The sequence below is a fragment of the Mesorhizobium sp. WSM4845 genome (assembly GCF_055811455.1).
Window position 1 is genome coordinate 332,079 of the sequence record NZ_JBVVQA010000003.1, and the last position, 23,350, is coordinate 355,428.

Annotated in this window: 24 protein-coding genes and 1 pseudogene; 11 read left to right on the forward strand and 14 right to left on the reverse strand. The window is 58.7% G+C overall.

The window, feature by feature from the left end; genetic code table 11:
* Window positions 1-139 precede the first annotated feature (139 nt).
* The 7 genes from AC0L2C_RS05830 to AC0L2C_RS05860 form a co-directional block, all read right to left on the reverse strand.
* Window positions 140-628 carry a hypothetical protein gene (locus tag AC0L2C_RS05830; RefSeq protein ID WP_473522965.1) on the reverse strand — a complete coding sequence of 163 codons (489 nt, stop codon included), beginning with the start codon at window positions 626-628 and terminating at the stop codon, window positions 140-142.
* Window positions 559-1,188: a COG3904 family protein gene (locus tag AC0L2C_RS05835; protein WP_473522934.1), complete on the reverse strand. Its 630-nt coding sequence runs from the start codon at window positions 1,186-1,188 to the stop codon at window positions 559-561. Before AC0L2C_RS05835 ends, AC0L2C_RS05830 begins: the two co-directional genes overlap by 70 nt.
* An 82-nt stretch (window positions 1,189-1,270) precedes the next feature.
* Entirely contained in the window at window positions 1,271-2,329 is a 1,059-nt protein-coding gene (locus AC0L2C_RS05840) for an OmpA family protein (RefSeq protein WP_473522935.1), read from the reverse strand.
* A 71-nt stretch (window positions 2,330-2,400) separates the two neighbouring features.
* Window positions 2,401-3,759 carry a hypothetical protein gene (locus AC0L2C_RS05845; RefSeq protein ID WP_473522936.1) on the reverse strand — a complete coding sequence of 453 codons (1,359 nt, stop codon included), beginning with the start codon at window positions 3,757-3,759 and terminating at the stop codon, window positions 2,401-2,403.
* On the reverse strand, window positions 3,756-4,592 hold the full coding sequence (locus AC0L2C_RS05850; protein WP_473522937.1) for a hypothetical protein: 837 nt from the start codon (window positions 4,590-4,592) through the stop codon (window positions 3,756-3,758). Before AC0L2C_RS05850 ends, AC0L2C_RS05845 begins: the two co-directional genes overlap by 4 nt.
* Window positions 4,585-6,024 carry a hypothetical protein gene (locus AC0L2C_RS05855; protein WP_473522938.1) on the reverse strand — a complete coding sequence of 480 codons (1,440 nt, stop codon included), beginning with the start codon at window positions 6,022-6,024 and terminating at the stop codon, window positions 4,585-4,587. Before AC0L2C_RS05855 ends, AC0L2C_RS05850 begins: the two co-directional genes overlap by 8 nt.
* 64 nt (window positions 6,025-6,088) lie before the next feature.
* Window positions 6,089-6,844, reverse strand: coding sequence for a thermonuclease family protein (locus AC0L2C_RS05860; protein WP_473522939.1), 756 nt, complete (start codon window positions 6,842-6,844; stop codon window positions 6,089-6,091).
* Between the two features lie 481 nt (window positions 6,845-7,325).
* On the opposite strand from AC0L2C_RS05860, the gene AC0L2C_RS05865 reads away from it, so the two are divergent.
* The 5 genes from AC0L2C_RS05865 to AC0L2C_RS05885 all read left to right on the forward strand — a co-directional run bounded on the left by AC0L2C_RS05865 (window position 7,326) and on the right by AC0L2C_RS05885 (window position 10,477).
* Window positions 7,326-7,691, forward strand: coding sequence for a hypothetical protein (locus AC0L2C_RS05865; protein WP_473522940.1), 366 nt, complete (start codon window positions 7,326-7,328; stop codon window positions 7,689-7,691).
* Between the two features lie 205 nt (window positions 7,692-7,896).
* A complete protein-coding gene (locus AC0L2C_RS05870; protein ID WP_268931605.1) occupies window positions 7,897-8,031 on the forward strand; it encodes a ribbon-helix-helix protein, CopG family in 135 nt (44 codons plus the stop codon).
* A 380-nt stretch (window positions 8,032-8,411) separates the two neighbouring features.
* Window positions 8,412-9,014 (forward strand): hypothetical protein, encoded by a 603-nt coding sequence (locus AC0L2C_RS05875; RefSeq protein ID WP_473522941.1) that lies wholly within the window; start codon window positions 8,412-8,414, stop codon window positions 9,012-9,014.
* A 17-nt stretch (window positions 9,015-9,031) separates the two neighbouring features.
* Window positions 9,032-9,544, forward strand: a complete 513-nt coding sequence (locus tag AC0L2C_RS05880) for a hypothetical protein (protein WP_473522942.1) — start codon at window positions 9,032-9,034, stop codon at window positions 9,542-9,544.
* Window positions 9,545-10,150: 606 nt separating this feature from the next.
* The gene (locus AC0L2C_RS05885) at window positions 10,151-10,477 is read left to right on the forward strand and encodes a hypothetical protein (RefSeq protein ID WP_473522943.1); all 327 of its coding nucleotides are present in this window, start codon (window positions 10,151-10,153) and stop codon (window positions 10,475-10,477) included.
* A 115-nt stretch (window positions 10,478-10,592) separates the two neighbouring features.
* On the opposite strand, the gene AC0L2C_RS05890 is transcribed toward AC0L2C_RS05885, so the two are convergent.
* The 3 genes from AC0L2C_RS05890 to AC0L2C_RS05900 all read right to left on the reverse strand — a co-directional run bounded on the left by AC0L2C_RS05890 (window position 10,593) and on the right by AC0L2C_RS05900 (window position 12,544).
* Window positions 10,593-10,883, reverse strand: a complete 291-nt coding sequence (locus AC0L2C_RS05890) for a hypothetical protein (protein WP_473522944.1) — start codon at window positions 10,881-10,883, stop codon at window positions 10,593-10,595.
* A gap of 73 nt (window positions 10,884-10,956) precedes the next feature.
* The gene (locus AC0L2C_RS05895) at window positions 10,957-11,796 is read right to left on the reverse strand and encodes an ATP-dependent DNA ligase (RefSeq protein WP_473522964.1); all 840 of its coding nucleotides are present in this window, start codon (window positions 11,794-11,796) and stop codon (window positions 10,957-10,959) included.
* A gap of 475 nt (window positions 11,797-12,271) precedes the next feature.
* A complete protein-coding gene (locus tag AC0L2C_RS05900) occupies window positions 12,272-12,544 on the reverse strand; it encodes a hypothetical protein (protein WP_473487103.1) in 273 nt (90 codons plus the stop codon).
* Between the two features lie 325 nt (window positions 12,545-12,869).
* Between AC0L2C_RS05900 and AC0L2C_RS05905 the strand changes: the two genes are divergently transcribed.
* The 3 genes from AC0L2C_RS05905 to AC0L2C_RS05915 all read left to right on the forward strand — a co-directional run bounded on the left by AC0L2C_RS05905 (window position 12,870) and on the right by AC0L2C_RS05915 (window position 13,953).
* Window positions 12,870-13,406: a thermonuclease family protein gene (locus tag AC0L2C_RS05905; protein ID WP_473522945.1), complete on the forward strand. Its 537-nt coding sequence runs from the start codon at window positions 12,870-12,872 to the stop codon at window positions 13,404-13,406.
* 106 nt (window positions 13,407-13,512) lie between these two features.
* A complete protein-coding gene (locus AC0L2C_RS05910) occupies window positions 13,513-13,626 on the forward strand; it encodes a sunset domain-containing protein (protein ID WP_473522946.1) in 114 nt (37 codons plus the stop codon).
* A 54-nt stretch (window positions 13,627-13,680) separates the two neighbouring features.
* Window positions 13,681-13,953 carry an excalibur calcium-binding domain-containing protein gene (locus AC0L2C_RS05915; RefSeq protein WP_473522947.1) on the forward strand — a complete coding sequence of 91 codons (273 nt, stop codon included), beginning with the start codon at window positions 13,681-13,683 and terminating at the stop codon, window positions 13,951-13,953.
* On the opposite strand, the gene AC0L2C_RS05920 is transcribed toward AC0L2C_RS05915, so the two are convergent.
* Together AC0L2C_RS05920 and AC0L2C_RS05925 are read right to left on the reverse strand one after the other, a co-directional pair.
* Window positions 13,848-14,060 (reverse strand): hypothetical protein, encoded by a 213-nt coding sequence (locus AC0L2C_RS05920; protein ID WP_473522966.1) that lies wholly within the window; start codon window positions 14,058-14,060, stop codon window positions 13,848-13,850. The two genes, AC0L2C_RS05915 and AC0L2C_RS05920, sit on opposite strands and share 106 nt — an antisense overlap.
* Entirely contained in the window at window positions 14,060-14,812 is a 753-nt protein-coding gene (locus AC0L2C_RS05925; protein ID WP_473522948.1) for a DUF5677 domain-containing protein, read from the reverse strand. The genes AC0L2C_RS05920 and AC0L2C_RS05925 overlap by 1 nt, the downstream gene beginning before the upstream one ends.
* 281 nt (window positions 14,813-15,093) lie before the next feature.
* Between AC0L2C_RS05925 and AC0L2C_RS05930 the strand changes: the two genes are divergently transcribed.
* The gene (locus AC0L2C_RS05930) at window positions 15,094-15,312 is read left to right on the forward strand and encodes a hypothetical protein (protein WP_473522949.1); all 219 of its coding nucleotides are present in this window, start codon (window positions 15,094-15,096) and stop codon (window positions 15,310-15,312) included.
* A gap of 87 nt (window positions 15,313-15,399) precedes the next feature.
* Here AC0L2C_RS05930 and AC0L2C_RS05935 read toward each other — a convergent pair whose 3' ends face one another.
* The gene (locus tag AC0L2C_RS05935) at window positions 15,400-15,591 is read right to left on the reverse strand and encodes a hypothetical protein (protein ID WP_473522950.1); all 192 of its coding nucleotides are present in this window, start codon (window positions 15,589-15,591) and stop codon (window positions 15,400-15,402) included.
* 382 nt (window positions 15,592-15,973) lie between these two features.
* On the opposite strand from AC0L2C_RS05935, the pseudogene AC0L2C_RS05940 reads away from it, so the two are divergent.
* Both AC0L2C_RS05940 and AC0L2C_RS05945 read left to right on the forward strand, forming a co-directional pair.
* Window positions 15,974-16,881: pseudogene (locus AC0L2C_RS05940) on the forward strand (tyrosine-type recombinase/integrase).
* 2 nt (window positions 16,882-16,883) lie between these two features.
* Window positions 16,884-18,077, forward strand: a complete 1,194-nt coding sequence (locus AC0L2C_RS05945) for an IS91 family transposase (protein WP_473522951.1) — start codon at window positions 16,884-16,886, stop codon at window positions 18,075-18,077.
* A gap of 367 nt (window positions 18,078-18,444) precedes the next feature.
* On the opposite strand, the gene AC0L2C_RS05950 is transcribed toward AC0L2C_RS05945, so the two are convergent.
* A complete protein-coding gene (locus AC0L2C_RS05950; protein WP_473522952.1) occupies window positions 18,445-22,134 on the reverse strand; it encodes an RNA-directed DNA polymerase in 3,690 nt (1,229 codons plus the stop codon).
* Window positions 22,135-23,350 lie beyond the last annotated feature (1,216 nt).

Sequence of the window (23,350 nt, forward strand, 5' to 3'; positions counted from 1 at the left end):
TTAGCTACTTCCCCATCCTGCCACGTTGAATATAGGTCGAATAACTGTCGGCGAATGCTGGCGGACGCTGTCGGGGACCTGCGACATGCACGCGAGGCGGCGGGCGTCACAGCCCTTCTTTCGACAAGCGAGCGTTGGGTTAGCGGCAACCGGCGATGGTGTCGTGGAGTTTGCTGTCAGACAGGTCCATCTGGAATCCAAAGAAAATCTGCCCGCCCGGAATCATCATTCGGGCGCCTACGCTCCGGGCCGAAGCGAAGCGGGCGAGTTGGGTAGAGTCGAGCGAGAAAGCAGCACGACCAAAACGCGCTGTTGGCTTCGGGATCTCGCGCCAGACAGGTGTGAATTCCTCCCCGTCCGCGACCAATGTAAGCTGGTGCTCGTGCCTCGCTATCAGCGCCAAGTCTGGTGGCTGAAGAAAGGCCACGAATACCATCTGCCCGTCATTGCAGGCGGCTACAATCTTATTCTGGCCCCAGTAGCTTTGCTGCCAGAGCAGAAGGTAGTACGTGCCATCTGCATTCTTGTACTCGGCATTCTGGTCATAGACGTGCTCATTCACCACTCGTAGCACCTCGAGTTTGTCGTGGTCGATCCAGTGAATGTCTTCCGGAAAGGTCTGAGACATGACGAGAACAACGAGGGATCGACACGAACATCACTGAGATACGCGGTCACGTCGGCAGCGAGTAGCTGCGTGATCGAAGTTGCCTCTGCAGGGCTCAGGGTGCTTGCGTCGCGGAAGGAAAATTGGTGGACGCCGATGCGGCTCGCTGGATCAAGATAGCGATAGGTCGCACCTAAGTAAATGAGGATACAGGCGCTGGCACAGTCTCCCGGCGTCGCCGTCGGTTCCCCCTTGATCCCGACACTTGAGGTAGTCGTGATTGGGAACATCGTTGGCAATTTGTTAAGCAAGCGGCCAATATCCAGAGCTTCGGTGACTGAGCCGCCTGGAGAACTGATGGTCACGTGGAGAACAGCAGCCGCGTTTTCGAGGTTGAGGACACGGATCGCGTGCCAAACCTTCTCCGCGTCCCCGCTCTCGATAGGCCCAGACAGGTAGACGCTGTTGCTTACACCAAACGGGCCAAGGTCGTGGGTTTTGACCGAGACATCGAGAGCGTGGGCCGGCAACGCGAGCGTGATCCCGAAGGCAACGAGCAAGGGGATTGTAAATCGAGGCATACGAGCCTTCTCCCTGAATGTGTGTCTAGGTCGGGCTGGGGCGTTGTCCGGCCAATACTTGCTGACGAGAGCGGATTCAACGCTACCCGTCGCTAGTCTGCTGAACGACGGCTTTTGTCGTTTGTTGCTCCGATCTTTTGCGGACCCGGATTTCGATCCGCCGCCTGGCCTTCACGTCTCCTGACTGCGCACCGTCCGTAAGCTGGTCTCCGGGCAGGATCAACTGGCCGCCCGACATTGGCAGGATGGTCAGGCCTTTGAGTTCGTGCATGCCTCCGAGCAGTTCGGCGACCGAAATGGCGCGTGCGAGGCCGAGACCTGCGTTGTCGGCGGGATGCAGGGAGCCGATGGGCTTCTGGCCGTCCAGAACGGGTTTTAATCCCCTGTCCAAGTTCGACGCGTATCCCGACATGGCCTGCTCGTCGGTATGTCCGATCACCTCGATGATGTCGACGCCGTATTCCTTCGCCCGCCCTGCGATCTCCGAGGCCTTTTGGCGTAGCTTGATCTTGAACGTGTCCGACAACTCCGCGCTGCCGACCTTGAAGTTGTAGCCCTCCAGCTCGCTCATGCTGATGATGGGCGGCCATTTGTGCGGCCTTGAATTCCGTTCTTCGGCGGCCTTGTCCAAGGCAGCAGCGAGATCGGCCGCGGGATCGGCCTTCTCAGTGAAGCCCCTGTCGCGCAGCACCGCCATGGAAGACGCCAATTTCTCAGTCTGTTCGGCCGTTATCCCCTGCTCGGCCAGCGTTTTGACTGCAAGGACAAGCTCCTTTGCGATTTTCTCATCCACCGCGTGTTCCTTGATGACCTTGGTCACGGGGGCGTGCTTGATGGCTTCTTCGACTGTCAGGCCCGTTTCCTCGATCCTTTCGACATCCTGTTTCGCCTTGACCAGTTCGCGCCATTCCTCATCCGGTATCCTACCGCCAGTCGCCGATTCCATCATCTTGGCTACCCGTGAGAGAAGTGCTTCATTTTCCTTCTTGGCCTTGGCGGCCTGGGCTTCGGCAATCCGGGCTTTCTTCGTCGCCTCAATGGCCCAGCTCTCGGCCGCCGCGGCCTCCTTTTCCTTTTTTGCGATGATCGCCCCTGCCGCAAGCAGGAGGCAGAAGACCAGCAGCAGCATCGTCTCGGCCATGGTGAGGCCAAGGATCAGGCCGCGGCCGTAACCTTTGCGTTCGTAATTGACGGACGTGTCGCCCGGCGTGCTCATCGGCTAAACCACCCTTTGATCCGCGAGGCCTCTACGGGAGCGGACGGCAACACGTCATTCAGCGGCAACACGCCATCCAGCGGTTGGAAAACCGCCACCGGTTCGGGAGCGGGCCTGGGCAAGGCGACACCAGGCACGATACTTGGACCGGCTGTGGTTGGGGCAAATGCTGCTGCGGGCTGGGTAGTGGGCCGTGTTTCGTAAGCGTTGGGCTGCCTGCCCGCCAGAAGTTTGGCGACCAGGTCGTTCGTGTCTTGGCTTTGTTTCTGAACCACCCTTGCGAGCACTTCAATCAGCTGCTGCTGGCTGTTGACCGCTTCGGCAGTTTTTTCCGCTGCAGCTGCCGCCCTTTCCGAATGCTCTCCCACTACATGGAGTGCCTTTGCCGTGGTGTTTGCCACCCCCTGCAAAACGTTGCCGATTTCCGCCATCCGCGACTGTTGCTCGACGGAGGCAGTCTCGGTCTTGACGGCGTACTGGGCGACGGCATTCCCCAACGCCTTCACCATGGGAGCGAGGTCGTTTTTCAGGACCTCTTCGGGCACGACAACGCGTTCGAGCTTGGCCGCTACGACATCCGCTTGCGTCCCCAGCCTGTCAACCGAGGTAGACATCGAGGAATTCGCCTTCTCAAGCAGGTCTCCCGCGGTTTCCACCCTCTTGGCGACGGCGGTGAACTGGCCCTCGATCTGGTCGAAATTGCTCTGCATTGCGCCGCCCAGCTTTCCTGCGGCTTCCTGAATCGGCTTGATGGCTTCCATGGCGAGCTTGTCGAGGATCGTCCTGATATGCTCTCCGTTGCGCTCGGCCTGCTTTGCGATCTCGTCGAAGCCTTCCTCCAGCATCTGGTTGCTCACCCGACGGAAGTCGGAGAACTCCCTGGTGACGTTTTCCATCTCCGCCCGGACCCGCCTTGTCATATTCGCCAGTTCGTGGCGTGCGGACCGTTCGATGTCGGCGGGGTCGCGTCTCATCTGATTGTAGAGAATGCGAAGTGCGATGCCCGTAATAGTTGAAGTGATGGCGATGCCGAAATTCTTGACGACCGCGTCGGTGGAGGCGTCGGAGCTGAACTGGTAGAGCGCCATACCAAGACTCGAGAGGGTGTAAAGAAACCCCATGTAATAAAGGTTGTCGCCCGTCTGCTCGTCATGCAGCCGCAGCTTCCCTGTAATCGTTGACAGTCCCAGGTAGGTCAGCATCAGGAGGATCGGGACGGACATGGACAGGAAGGGGTCGACCCGGAACCATTTCGAAACCGCGATGAAGAAGCATCCGCCGATCGTGAAGGCGGCAAAAACCCCCATCGGAAAGTAGGGCTGGGACAAGAGACCTTGATGTTTCTTCGTCCTCATTGTTCGGCCCCCGCCATGTTGAGGCCCGCCAGCCTGATCACGTTTACGAAATTCCCGTCCTGCCGTTCGACCCACTGCTTCCAGAATTCGACATGGGCAAGGGACTCGAATTTCCGGTTGGGGCGCTCCACATAGAGGAGCGAGACATCCACCCCGCCGAGAGGCGTCCGGTACTCTTTCGCGGCAACGCTCCCGGCGTATTTTTCGTAGTCGGGACCTGCCTTGTATTGCGAATAGAGTTCCGTGTGCTCTATCATGTCGGAGGCAACGAACAGCCTGCTCGGCCGCCCTGCCCCGATCTCGCCGTCAAAGACTGTCAGCTTCACCTTCTGGATCGCCGCCATGATCGGCGACTGAATGGCCCCGGTTCCGTTCGCGATGACATCGGGCAGTTTGTCGAGCGGTTCGTCAAACGCCTTTTTCCATTTCTTGCGTGCCATTTCGGAGTTGCCTGTCCAATTGTCGATATCGGAACCGTCGCCGGGATTGCAGGCATCGAACATGAGCGGGATGTCGCCGGGTTTACCTGACAGGCTGACCACCCTCAGGTAGCCGCCTTTCTCGACGCTGCCGACGATGTCCCTGAACTGGTTCTTCAGGTCGCTCAAGGTCGTTGGCGAGAGCTGGTCGGTCGCGTCGAAGATCACGACCGTTGCGCTGGTTGCGCCTGCCGCGGGGCAGTTGGTGCCCTCCACGGTCACGGTGTGATCCGTCCGCAACCACATCCACACGAAGCCGATGCCCATGGCAAGGGACAGCAGGCCAAGGGCACCCGCCCCCAGAACCGTGCCGATGCTGGTTTTCTTCTTTTTCCTGCTGTAACGCCTAGCCATCGATCTTGTCCGGGTGAAGCCTGTCGAGTTCCTGATATGCCGCGATGCCGTTTTGGCACTCTTGCCCGATCAGGCGGACCTCCTCGTTGAGTTTCGCCTGCGCATCCCTGATCGAAGCGGACAATTCCTTGTCGCCCCATTCGCCGTCGGCCGTGACCTTCGGCTTCACTTTTTCGAGGTGGTACGGGTTCGAGAAGTATTTGGGAGGCGGTGTTCCCCTCGCCTGGACGTTTGCTTCGCGGTACTTGGAAAGAAGCTGGTTGCACGCGCGTTCGAGATGGTTCTGGTGCTCTGCGAAAAGGGAGAGGAGCTTACCCCTGTGTTCGACGATTGCGCGGTGTTCCCGCTGCAGCAGTCCGAGGCCTTTGATGATTTCCTTGACCTTGTCATTGTGCTCGTCGCGGACGTCCTGAAGCCGCTCGATGAGTTCGCCCTTCCCGTCCTTGTAGTTTTCCCTCGCCGAGTTGCGCCTCTTTTCGACGCCCGCGTACCCGACATACGGGTCGAGCACGAACCACCCGTCGATGAACGCGATGATCGAGAAAAGCATTCCGATCATGAAGAGCAGCCATGATTTGATGTCGGTTAGCCCGGCCGGGTTGGCCCACATGTTGCTGACCACGAGGTTTCCCGCCCCGTCCGCGAGCGATCCTGTGACTTCCCTGTAGTGCGCCAATGCCAGGTTGATGGCGAGCGCAAGGACCACGTAGCCGGCAATTGCCGCGGCTCCGATGGCTTTGACGGGAAAGGATTTGTGGGTGACGAGCCGGGCGCAATAGATCGATGCCAGCAGGGCAATGCCGATGTTTACGAAGGAGAATGCCGCCGCCTCGATGATGCCGCCGAAAAAGCCCTGCTCGTTTCCCTTGGCCAGAAAGCTGCCGTTCATCCCGGTTTCGACAAGGAACAGGAACACCAGCAACGACACCCTGAGCAGGTGTGCGCCCCCTTCGGGAATGCGTGCGGCGCGGATCAGTTTATGCTTGTCCTTGAACCAGGTATGCTCCCGTTCCGCGTCGTTGAGCGCCTTTCTCAGGCCGTGGAGCTCGTCGACGCCAACGGCCACTTCGGCTTTGAAGTCGGAGACGCTGGACGAGTTCGCCAGGCTGATCAGGCTGAACTGGTCCTCGAAGTCGAGGCTGGCAAGCCGGCCCGCAAACAGTTGGAGGTCGGATTCGACGGCCTGCTGGGAGGTTTTCTTTTCCTCCTCCACCCTCTCGATGACGGTGTACTCGATGTCGTCGTAAGGTTTTGCTGTTTTCGGAGGCTGGTTCAGCGCGCCGCGTCTTTTGCCTTCATTTACAAGGTCGAGGTCCTTTGCCATCTTGTCGACGTTGAGGCTGGGGAATACTTGCGTCCCTGATCTGAAATCATGGTTTTCCTCAAGGACTTTGTCCCTGAGCTTGTTCAGGCTCTCAAATCGTATTGCCAAACGCTCACCCCCGCGAGACTATGTTTTGGGTTTTCTAATTGTCGCCGCGTCGACGGCAATGCTGCTATCGGGCGGCTGGACGCCAGCCTGCATCGACGGCTTCGTCTACTCTGCAGAACCACCGTTCGCCTTCGTTTTCCGAAATCCTGGTCCGCTCATAATGCGCTTGCCCGGGAACATGGAAGATGCGTTCTCCCTTGGCACTGACGTTTCCCTTGATCTTGCAGCCTCCGCTGCCTTGGGTGAGCAATCCCGCGAGGGGTGCGGAAACCGCCGGGGCGCGATTATTGGCACGCCAGTCCCAAGGGTTCTCGAACGTGCCGGACCACAAGCCGAAATTCTGTTCGCGGGCCTTTAGCTGCAGCTTGGCATAGGCCCCGCCGCTGTAGCGTACCCAGTCCAGAGCAAGGCCGTTTGCCACAAGCCATTCCTGAACGCTGGAACCGTCCGCGCGGTAGCAGTTGCCCACGAAGCGGCCGTAACGGTCACGCGCGACGAACTCGCATGTCGTAGGTGCGGATTTGCTGAGGAAGTCATCGAGCGCCATCGCCGAGATGTATCCGCAGCGGTATTTCTGACCTTTGCCGTCCAGGCACAGCTGTGAAGATTCCGGGGCGTCGACACCGTTGAAGCGGATGCGTTCCCCGCGGATCTCGATCGTGTCTCCGTCGACGACGGATGCGCGGCCGGCAATCATTGCACCGTTATTCGCCAAGGCATCAGCAAATGCGTTGAGAGAGCCCGCTGCTGTCGCCAACAGCACAGCCAGAAAACAACATACAATTCGATTGCGAGCCGAAATTGATTCGGCGAATTCCATTAAAGCCCCCCGCAGGACCTGACCACCGTTCCTCTTAGACGAGCATCGATGGTCCTACAATGCAATTACGCCGTTGGACTTCACTAGTACAGTACTGAAGTCACCGTGAGAGCATTGGGTTTAAAAAAAACATCAGACCAGCCTGCCATTTTTTTTGCGCAGGTTTACAGCCGGCCGTGCGGATGGGGTTCAACCAATTCCGGGCCTCGGCCAACTTGGTTGGACTGGGGCAATGGACGTATTGCGGCAGGGATCTCCCGAAGCGCGGAGGGCTCTTCCACTCAATAATTGTCACGCCGAGCGATGGCATGCACAGCCGATTCGTTGCGCGCAAGATCGGACCCCAAATGCGGGTCACAGAAATCGATGAAGTGACGGGGCGCTTCAAAGCAGAGCGCGCTTAGTCTCCGCCAACAAAGGCTCGCCACCCTGAGGAGCGGGCTTTTTCAATACCGTCAAGCCCGTCGAGGGAGCGAGCGCGATGAGAACAACACCTCGATCTTTTTATGTGTGTGTCGGCGCTTGCAGTCCCGTGATTGCGTTTATGGGCTTTTTCCTGCTCAGCAGCCCAGCAAGTTCCGCGAATGGACCAGGAATCCGAGAGCAGTGCCGTGCGGCAGCATTCTTTGCTAACGGTGTCATGCGTGGAAGGCAGTCAGGCGCATCGTTTGAGGAAGTTCGAAGATACGCTGATAAGGCATTGGCTCGAAATAATGCGCCGTCAGCGGCCAAAGCATACTACCGAAGCATGGTCAGCGAGGTCTTTAGACATCCTCGCTATTCGGAGAAGGCGACACAGGCGCTGGCAATGAAAGAATTTCATGATTTGTCTTCGCCGATTGCATGAAACTGCTGGGTGGCCAACAAGGCAGCGGGCTTCAAAGGCCAAGTTGCCGGTTGATCAGTGACTCCAATTCGGTTGTGTGTGAGGCTCTAGCTAGCGCTTCCGCAAGAACGGGAATTCTGATATCAGAGTTTTTATGCCAAAGCAAGAAACCGTGATATCAAAGAAACGGCGCGGCCCGGCCCCAACTGGAAAGGGTGTGCCGATCATGGTCCGCCTTCAACCGGACATGCTGGCGGGCGTCGATCAATTTGTTGCCGAGCATGATGTTTCGCGACCTGAAGCCGTCCGATTGATCATCCGTGACTGGTTGATCAGACACCAGGTCCTGAAAGCCGAGTGAAACCCGGGCGACTTTTCGCGCAGCGCTCGAACCTGCCGGCGTCAAGTTAATCCCCGAGAACGGCGGCGGTGCCGGGATGAGGTTGCGAGAGCCGACGACCGAGGGTTGATCTATGTTCCGCCAGCTAAAGCACAAGGCGCGGGTTCGCAGAGCAATCGACTATCTGCGCGCCCATCCGGAAGACGAGCCAGCGGTGAAAGCCATTCTGTCGTCAACGTATGTGCTTGACGCAAAGAGTGCCCGAGATGCTGCTGAAATTACAGGCGGCAGACAGATGACCGACGAGGAGTGGCGCACTTACGGGACACGATGGGAGCGGGCCTGGTACGCAATTGTCCGGTAGGATTTGCCGTCAAGCGCTCTCCCATCGAGGTGCCCGCTTGCGCCGCGTCCATGTTCGCGCAAGTATTGGCGAAATGGCGGGGGAGCAAAAAGCCATGGGTAGGGTGAAGTTCGCGTTGATTCCACTGGCGATTGTCGCCGGTGCGGCAAATGCTCAATCTATTCGAAACATCGAGAACTGCCGACAACTGACCAACGGGGTGGATAGGCTGGCCTGCTACGATGCTCTCCAACCGATTTCAGCGCCAAGCGAAGATGATGTCGAATCTCCAGTGAGAGTGGCCAGTTCTCGCTTCGATATTCAACAAAAGGATTTGCGGCGCGACATCTATAATCCGAGGATCGAGCTTCACTTGTCCTTTGCAAATGCCTCTACGAAAAGAGTGAAGGCGGTCGCGCTTGTGATCACAATAAAGGATGCGTTTGGTGACATGATCCTCACGACCGAAGGAAAGCTAGACCTCAACATCAGACCCGGTGGAAGCGACGTCAGTCCCAGCTTCTTTTTTTGGGACGACAACGAATTCATCAACGACGACGAATTCAGCAAACTTATCGGCCCCGTATCAGCTGGCACAGCAAAGACGGACGTAACCGTGAGACGGGTTGTCTACCAGGACGGCAGTATCGAAAATTATTGATAGGTGGCGAGGGGCAAATGGACATAGCAACCGGACTTACCCTGCTTTCCCAACCGCCCGGGATCGTGAGAGACCTTCGCCAGATAGACAAGGGATTCGATGCAGCACGGCTAAAGGCCAGAATGGCGGATCTTTACGTCACATTGGCGGATGTAATGGTCGCTCTTTCGGACGCTCGCGAAGAAATTCATGAGCGAGACCAACAGATCAGACAGTTGGAAGACAAGATCGTCGCCCTCACATCCGGAGACATGTGCCCCATCTGCAATTCCGGCCGCCTGAAGGTGATCAGCGTGCATGCGCATCCGCGTCTTGGACCTGCTGGAGTTCAAGAGAAAACATTGCAATGCGAGAATTGCTCCCACAGAGAAATGCGTATTCACAACCCCGAGGGGCAGATTGAGAAAAAAATGAAGGGCGGGGTAGCATGGAAATTCTTCTATTCTGGCTCGGCCTTTCGGCCATCGTCAGCGTTGCCGCCGGCAAGCGGAACCGCAGCAGTTTTGGCTGGTTTATCCTTGCATTGGTGATCTCGCCGTTGCTCGCTGGACTTCTACTTCTCGCGCTTGGTGGAAGCCGACCAACAACAGTTTACTTGACCCGAGATCCAGTCGAGGTGCCAGCCAACACCTTCGTTCCAATTCTTGAAAAGCAATGCCCCGACTGTGCAGAGATGGTGAAGGCCGACGCGCGTATCTGTCGGTTCTGTCGCCATCAATTCTGACATGGTTAGCAGATTGCTCTTGCTCTGGTGGTATGTCGTGATCGCATTCGCTTCGATCGCAAATCCGCTCGTAGCGATTTTTCAGCTCTATCAGGGCGACTTGGTCGGGGGAGCGTTCTTCGGGGCTTTTACCGCCGTGTCATGGCTGGTGGTGCGCAATGTGCTTCGTGACGTACGATTCAAAAGGGGTAGCTAGCAGATGCTGATTCCGTACCTTTCAATTGCCACGAGCTTAGTTGCAGCTGGGCTAGGCATCAGAGCGGCCACCATTCCGATCAGGGACAGCATCGACGACATGATGCCCGATATCGGCCGGCAGGGAAAATGGGCGAGTTGGGCAGCAGTAGCGGCTGGCGTGTCTGTGGTGCTGCAGGCCCTAGACAGACGAGTTCAATAGCGAGGCGTGGCCGATATGAAAAAGGCCGCGACTCCAGTCTTATTAGCGTTAATGTCTGTCGGCGCCGCCAGTGCCGACGTCAAACCGAATGAAGCCAAAGAAGCTTACGAAAACTGCCTGATCGCCGGGATGGTGAAATTCAAAGTCCTTTGCGAACCGGCGGATCAAGTCGCGAAAGCTGTCGTCTTTCAGTGCAACCCGCAACTCGTCGATCTCATGCGGTCGCTGCCTTACATGAAGTCCTTCGACAAGGTCGAACTGGCCGCGAAGCACCGCCAAGACAAAACGGATGAGGTTATGAGCCTGCTGCTAGAGTACCGTTTGCAGCATCCATGTCGTTAGCGGTTCCCCTCTACATCGCGGCTATCGCCACCATGATGCTTCCGGCAGCGCGACATGGTCGGCATGTGCGCGTGCCTGCTGATGGTCCGGCATGGGGCGTCTATATACTGTTTCGCTAGCGGTTTTCGAAAGTCGGCTTCCAGGTGCGGTTCCGCGCCCGCTGCTGACCTTCGTAGTCAGGAATGCATGTGAAGAACACCTGCCGGCGGTCACGGCCGGCAGCCTTGCAATTTGAGCAGACAAAGAGCCCGACCAGGTCGTCATGCATCGAGCCGTGGTCACGGCCGAGCCTGTCAATCAGCGCCTGGATATCGAGCTTTGTCGATTTGCAGCACATCGGGTGTCCGCAATTGACATAGAGGGTTTCGCGGGCGGCCAGGGTGTCGGCGAGGGTCGTTTGGGGCATGGCGATCTCCGTTGAAGGGCTCGCCGCAACGGGGAGGAATGTAATCCTGAATGCTGATCCCTTGCACTGGTCGCTAACTCTCATCCCAAAAATCCTGCAGCGAGGCGTGCCGAAGGTCTTCCTCGCCCCTTAAATGCTTTACGCGGGCTTTGATTCCCGGTTTGACCCACTGCGTCGCCGGCCGCTTTGGCATGTCGTTAGGCGGTGGCCCGGCGTGTTCCTGGACGCGCTTCCACAGCCGCTCCCGCATCTCGCGATTGATGCTCACGAACGCGCTGCCGACATATTTCCGGGTGCCTGGGTCAGCCATCAGAGCAAACGCCGGCTTACCCCTCTCGCGCTCAACTCCGAGAAGTTCAAACTCGCTTTCGGTGAAGGATTTTGTCTTCAGCCAGTTGGTAGTCGGGCCGCTGCGATATTTGCTGTCTCGACGCTTCGATACCATCCCTTCCAGGCCAGCCGCGTCGATCAGATGATAGATCGCGTTGGCCTCGCCCGGCATCGTCTCACTGAACTGGATGCGGCTATCAGACCCTATAAGGCCGGCCAGGATTTCCCGCCGATCCTCAAGTACCATGTCGCGCAAGTCGTGACCGTTGAGATGCAGCAGATCGAACGCGACGAAATAGAGGTCGTGCTGGCGCCTGGTAATTGCCTTGCGCAGCGCGGCAAAATCCGAAAGGCCCTTCTCATTGAGGACTACGATTTCGCCATCGATAATGGCGCTTTCAACGTCCAGCGACTTGGCCACCGCTGCCAAGTCGCGGTACTTGGCCGTCCAGTCGAGACCGCGACGGGTGAAGATGCGCACACCCTCGGCGTCGATGACAATTTGCGAGCGGTAGCCGTCGAACTTAACTTCGTGAGCCCAGGTATCGCCTTGGGGCGGCTTGGCTACCAAGGTGGGTTCCATCGGACGAATAAACTGTAGCCGCCCCTTGCCGGCACTCGCTGGTTTACGCACGGAATCGAGTCTAGGCCCGTTCGGTCTGGCGGCTAGGGGAACGGATCATGATCATTTACTAAATTAGCAATGATGCATGAAACGGCTTATTATTCGTCCCAGCCGGCGGACACGCCCACACCCCGCCGGTTAGGCCCGGCGGTCGGTTGCCTACTCCGCAGCGGCTGTCGGGTCGACCATCTCAGCGACGATGCAGTGGAAGCGCCAGAGACGATCCAAAACGCCTGGGCCGGCCTTAAGCTGGTTCGCATGGCTATTGAACAGACCTGCCCCGCTGGCGTGTTACCTAGCGAGGAAGCCGTTTTGCTACTCTACGGTCCAGAGCCCGTACACGAGGGCGAAGCCCTTGCCAAAGCCATCGTTGAAACGGTCCCGGTTAACCCGATGAACGCCAACGGCGCGCCTAGAGCAGAAGCCACTGATATTAGGTTTTTGGCGCGCCGCATCGCCCTTTGAGAATTGCGATCTCGGTTTCGTGGTCGCCGCCCGACATCGAGGAAACCGGCACGCCTATGAGAAAAACGCCCAATGCGTCCCCGGTCACAGCCTTGTTTTGCTGATTTGATACGATGGCCAAACGCTCTCTGTCCGCCTGCGTGCAGGGGCCAGCGTTCGGAACGCCCGCGATCTTGTCGGGCGGCGTGGCGCACGCCACCAGTCCAGCTAGCATTGAAATCGTCAAAGCAAATCGCTTCACAGTCCCCACCCCTTTTACAGCCCGGCGGCAACATCGCGTAGTGGAAGACTGCACGCAAGCCCGTTCGTCGGCAGATTCGACAACAAAGTGCAAAAGGCGCATGATGCCATCTGGTGTCGGGGGATACCTTCATGCATTGGCGTTTGTATTTCGCCGCCCTATCAGCGGTTCTTATTTCGGTGACGATGCGTTCGGCCGACAGCCGCTCAGGCGGCGCGATGTGATGATGGGCTTGGACAGGTCTCGTTACGATAATCGGTCCGACCAGTGGCGGAAGCGCAGCGGGCCAAAGCGGCATCGTCGGCGCTGGTTGTCGGGCGTGCCTATGCGGCTGGTTTTCGTGACCGTGGCCGCGGCTTCGGCTTTGGCAACGCAATTCGTCATGCAACACACAGGCTCGCTGCCTGAGATCAATCTACAGAATTTGACCAAGCCGGCTCCGGCCCCGATCTCTGGGGTGGCTTCGGTCATCGATGGCGACACAATTGAAATCCATGGGCAGCGCATCCGCTTCAATGGTATCGACGCGCCCGAGAGCCACCAATACTGCAACGACGCCAAGGGTTTCGAATATCCGTGCGGGCGCCGCTCTGCCGAAGCACTGGATGGCTTCCTGTCGGCGTCAAAGCCGGTCCAATGCACTTTCGTCACGTGGGATCGCTATGACCGCTATGTCGGCGACTGCGGACGCGCGGACGGCTCCAGTGTCGCCGCCTGGATGGTCGAGCATGGCCAAGCGCTCGATTGGCCGACATACAGCAATGGTGCGTATGCAGGGCAGCAAGCTAAGGCGAAGGCGTCGAAGGCCGGTCTTTGGGTAGGGACGTTTCAATTTTCCGTGGGACTGGCGAGCACAGCATAGCGACGACCCGCTAGCGGCGCCGGTACCGCTTTTTGCGATCGGCAACGGCAACTCAGGCTGCAACATCAAAGGCAACATTTCAGCGGACGGCGAACACATCTATCACTTGCCTGGCCAGAAATTCTACGACGTCACGCGAATTTCTGAATCGAAAGGTGAGAGGTGGTTTTGCTCGGAAGCAGATGCTCGGTCTGCTGGTTGGAGACGATCGAAGCGATAATGAGATTTGAGGGTTGGGGCTGCGGTCAATGCGGCAGTCCGCGAAGGGGGAAATATGAAGCAATCAGCAATTGGGTTTATCGCAGCTCTATCCTTTTTGTCCGGCAGCAGCCCATCCCTGGTTTGGGAGAGCGTTCATTTGCTGGGAGCGACTTCAAGCAAAGGAAGTTCGTTCTCACGAATTGCCCAAAGCTGGTCCTGCCAACCGCGGCGGACCTGCCCTCAGATCAGCTCATGCGATGAAGCAAATTGGTATTTGAACAGCTGCTCTTGGGGCGGGAAGCTGGATCGGGACAGCGATGGCATTCCGTGTGAAAGCCTGTGTTGATGGGCAGTACGGGCAACACCGCCCAGCTTGGTGTAAATGCCGTAGAGAATATATTTCTCTCCATGCAATGGTATTTCCGACGGCAGTTGGAAAGCGATTCTGGCCATTAGTCGGCCCCGTCATCAAAAAACGGCTGAAGGTCAGTACGGCGCTTGATAAATGTCTCAGCCTCTTCGGCACCGGGCGATTTGAAGTAGTCGTGGACGATGTACCCTGCCGTAGCGAGGATTACGACGAATTGGTCTAGCGACGACAGAAGGGCTTCCTTGCCCATCTCAGCAAAGATTACGACCTCGACCTCACCTTCGGCGTCACCGACAAAATGTTGGTCGGCTAGAGCTTTGATGTTGTTATGGGTGTGGCTGCAAAGGTCCTTGTAGACCGAGCGATATTCGTTCCCCATCCCAGCTAAACGAAAGCGGTCGAAGATGCTCACGGTAGGCCCGAGCTTTTGCAGCTCCGCCAGTGCCGTTTTGTGGTCCTCCAATGTTTTGACTGCATCTGGGTCTCGCTGGAAGAAGTCGAGATAAGGGTTTCCGTCCAATCCGCGCTGCGTAAGCTCAAGCCAGTCCTTGTGGTAAAGCGCCAGCATCTGATTGTAATAGTCCGGGTTGCTGCACAGGTTGACGAGGTCCACGTAGGCCTCAAGGTTCGTCCGCAAGATGATGTCAATACCAGCCGACCTTTTGGCGCGGCGAAGAATCATCGCGCTGTCGGTGTTCTCGATGATTGACGCGTAAAGGGCCATAACGGCTCGATGGACGCGGTAGCCACGGTCGAATTTGACTTCGGGCAAAAGCCGCATGGTGCCTTTCATCATGTCGACAAGGAGGTCGAACATTACTTCGAGTTTGCTCATGTCATCCCACTACGCGGCGGCGGAAACAATTGACGAATCCGTGGCCTCTGGCGCCTACCACTCGCATGTAGCCTGCGGGAAAGACCGCCAATTCGTCCTCGGGATAGACCTCGGCACCAAGCCGGGCGTAGCGAGGCTTTCGTGAAGCATGAAAGCGAGCTGAAAGCTCGTGTGTGCGGCGTGGCGGGTATCATTAAGCTCAACGCTACCCGGATTGCCTCGGCGTTTGTGTCGCGGAGCCCTTCTCCGATCAGTTCTCCTCAGTCAAAGCGCTATTCCCTATGATTGGCGCGGTGGTGCTGGAATGCGAGGCACAAGGGCTGCCCTGGTCCTTCATCAACCTGCCCAAGCTCAAGATGCATGCTACCGGCACGGGAGCGCCAAAGAGCATGAACATGCAGGCTGCGGCGAGAGAGCGGTGGGGAAAAGACCTGGGTGAGGACGAGGCGGCCGCCGCCTGGGCCGCCGCCTATCCGATGGATGCCGACCTGTTCGGCTAAGCCGCCCGGCCCCTCTGGCGGAGCCGGGCGGTTAGGTCCTCAGATGGCTATGTAGCCAGCTTCTGTTAGCTTGTGCGCTGTGCCGTTTCAATCCTCAACCCAGCCTTGGTCATAGGCATAGGCAAGACCTTCCTGAAGCTCGCCATAGGTGGCCGTTATGCGGGCTGACCTCTGGTAAAAATGCTTGTCATTTAGGACGTCGCCGGCGCGGCACTTGAAGTGCTGGTATGTATCGAGAACAAGGCGGCCCTTGTCCTCCACGGTAAGTAAAGCAGGCATATTTATCACTTTTGCTTTTTACGTTGAATGACGCTGAGTCCTTTTATGAAGGAGCGCCATGCCTTCTCGGCACATCCTTTATGTATGACTAGGCATTCGAAGCGACAAGCGATTTTGAATTGACGGTACTCCCATCGCGCTAGCACCGAGAGTAAAGGCGTGTCTTTTCACGGGTGGATAGCTTCGGTATCCCGGCAACTTTTCTTGAACGACAAAGATGCGGCGCATTGCTGCTCGGCAGCCTAGGGCCGACGAACGAACCCGCTGCGCGGGATGGGCGCCTGCGGTTAAGGTAGAGATCAGGGACCGGTCGTCGCGCCCGCATTGAGCGTCGTTCGGCGGCGGCAGAGCATGACGGGCTTCTTCAACAAGGAGCCTGACCATGCCCTATCCTGTTCTTGATGCACCCATCAGCCCTTTGCGCCAGCGGTTGATCGACGACATGAACATGCGGCGTTTCTCACGGGAGACGCAGCGCAACTATCTCCGCGACATCGGACGCCTGGCGACGTTCCTCGGGCGTTCACCAGACACAGCGACCGCCGACGACCTGCGTCGGTTCCAGATCGAGCAGCAGGACGACGGTGTTCCCGTGCCGACGATGAACAGCATCGTGTCGGCGCTGCGCTTCTTCTTCACGCATACGGTCGATCGTCCCGATCTGGCGCGCAGGCTCGTTCGGCTGGCGCACCCGCGCACGCTGCCGGTGGTGCTGAGCCGCGACGAGGTCGCCCGGCTGCTCAACGCCACCACCTGCCTCAAGCACCAAGCCGCGCTGTCGGTCGCTTATGGCGCGGGCCTGCGCGTGGCGGAGGTGTCGACGCTGAAGATCGCCGACGTCGATAGTGAGCGCATGCTGCTACGTGTCGAACGCGGCAAGGGCGGGCGATACCGGAACGCCATGCTGTCGCAAGACCTGCTCTTGTTGCTGCGCCATGGTGGAAGGTCGGACGCCAGCAGGGCGTGATGCACCGCGACGGCTGGCTGTTTCCGGGGCAGCATGCGATGAAGCCGATCAGCACCCGCCAGCTCTATCGCGTGGTCGTCGAGGCAGCGCAGGCGGCCGACATCGCCAAGCGGGTCGGGCCGCACACGCTGCGCCACAGCTTCGCCACCCACCTGCTGGAGGACGGCACCGACATCCGCATCATCCAGGTCCTGCTCGGGCACGCCAAGCTAAATAGCACCGCCTTCTACACCAAGGTTGCAACCCGCACGGTGCGCACCGTCACGAGCCCGCTCGACAAGCTTGGCCTCTTCAAGCCGGAAGAGATCTCACCCGACGGCTGAGCGTGCGCGCCTCGATCGAGGTTGCCGACATCTTCCGCACTGCCGGGCCCGCCTACCGGGCCGCCCATGCAGGGCATCTGACACTGCAGCAGCTCAAGGTCATGTCGGCGATCGAGCACTGCCGCACCGCGGCCCTTGGCGGTCACGTGGAGGCCTGCGAGGACTGCGGCCACTGGCGCATCGCCTACAACTCCTGCCGCAACCGGCACTGTCCAAAGTGCCAGGGTGCCGCGGCGCGGACATGGCTGGCTGAGCGCGAGGCCGACCTGCTGCCGGTCGGCTACTTCCACGTCGTCTTCACGCTGCCAGCCGAGGTCGCCGACATCGCCTTCCACAACAAGGCGGCGGTCTACGACCTGCTGTTCAAGGCGGCGTCGGAGACGATGCTGACCATCGCGGCCGATCCGAAGCATCTGGGCGCACGCATCGGCATCACCGCCGTGCTCCACACATGGGGTTCGGCGATGCTGCACCATCCGCATGTCCACATGATCGTGCCGGGTGGCGGCATCGCGCCGGACGGGAGCCGCTGGGTCTCGTCGCGTCCCGCCTTCCTGCTGCCGGTGCGGGTGCTCGGCAAGCTGTTCCGCCGGCTGTTCCTCTCCCGGTTGGTCGCGCTGCACGACGCTGGCCGGCTCGCCTTCTTCGGCGCAATTGCTCATCTCGCGGAACGGCGGGCATTCCTGCGCCACCTGTCGCCGATCCGGAAGAAGCGCTGGGTGGTCTACGCCAAGGCGCCCTTCGCCGGCCCGGAAGCGGTGCTCGCCTACCTGTCGCGCTACACCCACCGGGTGGCGGTCTCGAACAGCCGCCTCATCCGCCTCGACGAGAGCGGCGTCACCTTCCGCTACAAGGACTATCGTCGCGAAGGCGCCGACCGGCAGCAGCTCATGACGCTCGCAACCGACGAGTTCATCCGCCGCTTCCTGCTGCATGTCCTGCCGCGTGGCTTCCATCGCATCCGGCATTGCGGCCTGCTTGCCGGTTCCGCTCGCAAGGCCAGCCTCGCGCTTGCTCGTGAACTCCTGAACGTCGCCACACCGTCCGACGATGACACCACGGACGAACCGGGCAACTTTCGCCCGCCATGCCCCTGCTGTGGCGGCCGCATGATCGTCATCGAGGTGTTCGAACGATGGAGGCAGCCGCGCGGACCGCCACACGCAACGGCGACGAACCGGGAGAAGTGTCCATGACCCGGCATGGAAAGGTTCAGCCTTCAGCTGCAGGCGCCCCGCCTCCGGCAACGGATCTACATGTGCCCATCGTGATCATCGAGGCCGACAGAGCCGCGCCCAGCCGCGCGCCGGGCCGGCAACATCGCGCGGAGGCGCAACGAAGCAGTCCGTCTGCATCAATCCCGCCGCTTCCCGGCGGCGGTCGCGCCATCGCCGACATCTGCCGAAATCCGAAATCCCCATAGCCATCGCCTGTGGCCCGCGGGTTCCTTCCTCGGGGACTTTCGTACGCCTGCCGGCGCCCGAAACTCTTCACGGAAGCGGACCGGCAGCTAACGGCTGGCCCACAGCGAATCGCTGCCGTTCGTTCACGCTCCTTTCCCTGCTAGCAGCCCGCTGGGGGATACTTCCACCCTCCCTGCTTTCCTGCCCCGAGCAAGCGACGCGCCTTCATGTCCTCGATATTGTCGATTTCGAAAAATGAGATCGTCGCCTGCGGCTGTCCATGGGTGTGAAACACCTGCCGCTCGTACGATTCACCCTTGGGAACGTGAGCATTACTTCCACCATAGGCGCCGTTGTTCGCTATGAGCACGAGCTGGAACATGTGGTAGTGTAGGGCTTGAGCCATCTGATCGAATGTTCCCACATCCTGATTCAGCGCAGGAATCGCGAAGACGTCGGAGCGATCGCGAAGATCGCTCGCCAGCTTCAGATCAGTCGCGTCATAACAGATGGACGCCGTTAACCAGAGCGGCTCGTTATCTGGGTTGGTCGACCATTCATATCCGACAAGCCATTGACACGGCCGGAAGCCGGTAACCTGCTGAATCGGCACGTTGAACGGAAGCTCGATTGGGGAGAGGTGCTGCTTACCCTGACGTCGAATGATGGTCTGAAGACCCTGTCCTGCCACCATCCGCGGTATGATCCACAAAGCGGAATTGACCAGAGGCTGGCCGGGAACTACGCGCTCATAGACCATGCCAGCCAGAATGGCCGTCTTGAACGCCCGGGCGAACGGCACGAGGTGGGTGTTGACATCGTCAGGGTGGACCGACAGTTCGGGCAGAATCAGCCAGTCGAGGCGCTTGTTCTCCGGCTTATGAGTCTCTCTGAGGTCCAGCATCTTCTCCACCGCCGCCAGCGCAGTGGACAGATGTTTGCGATGTTTCCGCCGGATATGAGGCGTCCGCATTTCCAGGTCGGTCGCCGAAAAGTCCGACTTTTCGGGCATGATTGACTGGACGACGCATGCTCTGAGCGGGCGGCCCTTTTTCCGGGTACCGGGTATTGGCGCATCCACCTTAAGCATCAATGCGCCAGTAGCAGAACCAACAGCCTCCTCAGCTGCCAAGACAGCGGTTTGGACCCTCGAAATGGTCTCATCTAGCGAGAGCTGATCGCCCGCCGTGCTGCTTGTACGGCATCCCGGCCAAACGAGCAGGGAAAACAGGAGATCCTGCGTGAACTGCGAGATCGGCAGCCAGTCGTCGCCGAATGCCTCATGCCCATTGTAGAAGCCATACTGACGCTGGAACCAATGGCCCCGAGTTGGCCGATAAATTGGCTCCGCTTCTTTCCAAGACGTAGGGCGTACAGGCAGGCTGAAATCCACTCGGGCTGTCAGAATGAACCTAAGCAGGTAACCGAGCTGGAATCTCCAGTGCTGCGTTTTCGGAGCCCATGATGGCGCCGTGTAAATCGATGTATATGCTCTCGTTGTCTGCGCGGATCTGAAGACGATCTGAGTGACGCGGGCATAGTTACCGACCGCATCGACCGCAATCTGGATTGTCGAGGGCGTGACGAGCTCCGGAATTCCGCCATGCTTGACCTGCTCAAGCAATTTCTCCGCGAAGCTGAGCACCCCAATCTCGTTGCGCAGCGGGTTCAATGGCCCCTTTTCGTGGACATAGGCCTGCAGCGATTGCATGCCCGGGGCGTTCGACCATTCTGCAATGCCCATGTCCTCCGCAATTCCAGGCCCCACTGTGAACTGGCTATCCACGGCGCGGAATAGGTCACGCGCGAATTCGATATCGCGCGAAGCCACCTCTGCAAATCTGCCAGGGGTCAGCGATCCTCCCACCAGCTGGACAGCACGATCTTTCGCCAAGAATGACCGCCGGCTGACAACCGCCAAAATCGCGAACTCACGGTCCGACAGTTTTTCGTGGCTTCCCTTCAGGAAAGAGAGCAGCCGCCAATAAGACCTATTGGTCTTGGGGAGCTTCGGCAGCCGAATGGAGATCGAATCGTGCACAGCTATGCAGAGGAGAGCCTGCTGCACGAGATACCAAGGCGCCATCGTGGCCTCGCCATTCGCCACACGATGCGCGATTTGTAGCAGGAGCCGCCGATACTCGGTAAGGTCGACACCAGCCGGAAAGCTCTCGGGGTCCTCGATGAAGCCAGTTTCCGTGGCGCCTGCTCGCAAGATCTCGGCCAAGCAATAATAGGCTATCCGTCGGCTACTGAAGGTCCGGACTTCTCCAGCCATATATGGCTCAATCAATTTCAGGACCTCGGCCAGCAATTGCGCGGACGGCCAGAGATCCAGGGCGACTCGAAGGAGTCTCACATTGGATGGATCGGCAATCCACCTCTCAACCAGAATCAATGCGAACGCATGCGCCTCGTCGTCCAGCTCGGACTGAGACAACCGCGCCCGCCGAAAGGTCTCTTCACCCAGATCGGCAAGTTCCATGAACGGACGATCGTCAAGGAGCGGTCTGAGTGAACGGAAGGTCGTTCTGAAACGCCCCGCTGCGAAACGGCCGATCGTCTCATCCTTGACGTCCGGAACAGCTTGCAGGGATGCTGGCCCCGCGGAACCGTCAATGCTGTTCATGTTCAACTGGGACCGGACCAGCGCTTCGATCGCCTGAATGACTTCCTCTCCGCCACTGGCGTCAAATCCGCCGGAGATGGCCGTCTGTATGCGCTCCATTTTCCGCGATTGTCGCACCAGCGGCGTCTGCTCGCCGCCCACCGAGGCCGTCGAAGTCTTCTCCGGGGAGATTTGCGAGCCGGGGCTTGTTTCGAAGAGCATTCGCTCCAGCCATGCGACAACACGCGGCTGTCCCTCGACCTGTGCAACGCCTGGTGCCATCGTAATCGTCAGGCGGATGTCGTCGACATATCGACACGCGTCCATGAGCCAGACGCCGGCAGCAATCTCCTGCCCGATATGCGCTAGCACGGCCTTATCAAAGTCCAGCAACACTGTGTTTGAAAAGAAGCCGGCAGCCACGAGCCCCTGAGGGAGGGCTACACCGTCAAACTCCGGAATGTCAGCGCGCCTCCTGTAGCGGTCAAACTGCAGCTGATCGCGCTCCGCCCACGACCAGGCGAGGACATCTCCAACCAAACTGAAAAAACCCTCATCGTCATCAGGAGTCTGCAATTTTCGGATCTTGGCGTGCAAAGCCTCGGGCGTCACTCGATCATAGAACTGTTTGAGATCCGTCTGGACGATCACGACATTTGCCTCGCCATCGAGCGCCGCCGCAACCGTCTCGGGTCTTCTCAGGAACGAGCGGTAGTCCTGAAAATAGGCCCGGTAGAGCTTTGAGGAGCCCCAGCGATGAACCAGTCTGTCGTTCTCCTCCAATGTGTCGCAGAACAGCCTGTTGCCATAGGACATCACGGATTGGCGAACATCGACCGAACGAAAGTCTCCCCGAGGGTCCCCCTGCGCGGTTTCCACGCGCTCACTCAGGCAAAGCAGCAGAGCCGTCGCAGCGACCTGATCGGCCAGTGAGACGTGAGCTAGAGGACGTATCTTCGCTTTTTCTGACTGGCGTGGCTGCCAACGACCATTTGCCTCGACCTGCCATCGTTGACTCTTCGGTGCAGGTACGAGCTTAAGGCTTGCGGTTTCGTAACGCCCTGATCTCAGCTGCTCCGACAACTGCGAAATGAACTCGGGAAGATTGGCCGCCGCGCGATCCAACTCCAGCGTGTCGGAGAACCAGTTATGATAGCGGATGTAGGAAGCCGACTTCTTCCACGCTTGTACGAGCACGTATTCTTGGGAAACTTGGTCCAGAGTAGGGAATAGCCGCTGCACTGTCCTATCTGCCCCCTTTTTCGAAGACGATGTAGTGCTATAGCTTTGCGAATTTGCCCAGCATTTTTTTCTTGAGGCATCCGAGGGCGCTTCTCGCTTCGGGAGTACCGCAGAGGCGCTTCAGTGCGAGCACATCGCAACGCTCACGCGATCGCACGTTTCACGTGCTGAACGAACGACCGCTTATTGGCCGGCGCCTTACCTGCGCGAATGACCTAGATTGGGGGCACTACTGTCATTCATCGCCTCGAGGACTCCATCATCGCGCAGGCTCTGATTTAAGTGGGTAGGAGGACCTATCTTATCAGATTGTTGCTAAAATTCAGCGAAGCCCAAAATCTTCTGTCGCGACATCATAGCGGCCTTTAGAGCTGATGATGAACTGGTTGAGGCGCGATCAACCCCCCTCATTGAATGCAAGACGGCCCGCAGGTGCTCTTGCAGGTCGAGTTCGCCCCGTGCCTCAGTGGTCAGCAGGTATTCGGCCTTGGCTCGGCGGTCGTCTCGGCTGATCGCAGGAAAACAGCAGATGGCCATGGCGCAGTTCTGCAAAAACGCGCGAGACGGAAACTCTGAGCGGCTCCCCATGCGCTCGGCAGGGCGCATCTGGCGAGCCAGCTCGATCTTGACCGGTCTCCCGCCGCGGCGCCCAACCTCAATCTCCTTTGGGATTGGGTGGCACTCACAAAGTGCGGCGTGATGGGCCCCAACAATCGACTCCTCCCCCGCCTTCGGGCAAACCAATCCGGGCGGCGCTCGAGCATAGGGGGTGGCTCTTCTGAGTGGCACTGGTCAAGTGGAGGCACAGCCTATTATAGCCCGTCCCCTTTTTGAGCGGGATGCAGTCAATTTGAACTGAGCATCGCGCTATATCTATTTGTTTTAGCTGCATTTCTGCGTCGCCAAGCGATTCCAGGCTGCGAAATGCTCTAGTGCCGGTGCCGGTGCCGTTGACGGGTCGGTTTGGGACCCTGGTTGAGCGGAGCACCGCGGTACTCTCCGGTGGCGTTCGTTGCGGTCCCGACGGTCGACTAGTTCGAGGATGTCGAATTCAGCACGACGGCTCATAGCCCCAAATGTGGCGGCATCAGCCGTCCCGACGCGTTGCATCGCGGCGAGGGTTTGAAATAGGGCTAGATTGACCTGCCATTGAATTTTCATCCGGCTGCAGTTAGAGCCTCGGCGGGTTTTACGCCGTATGGCGCGGGTTGAGCAA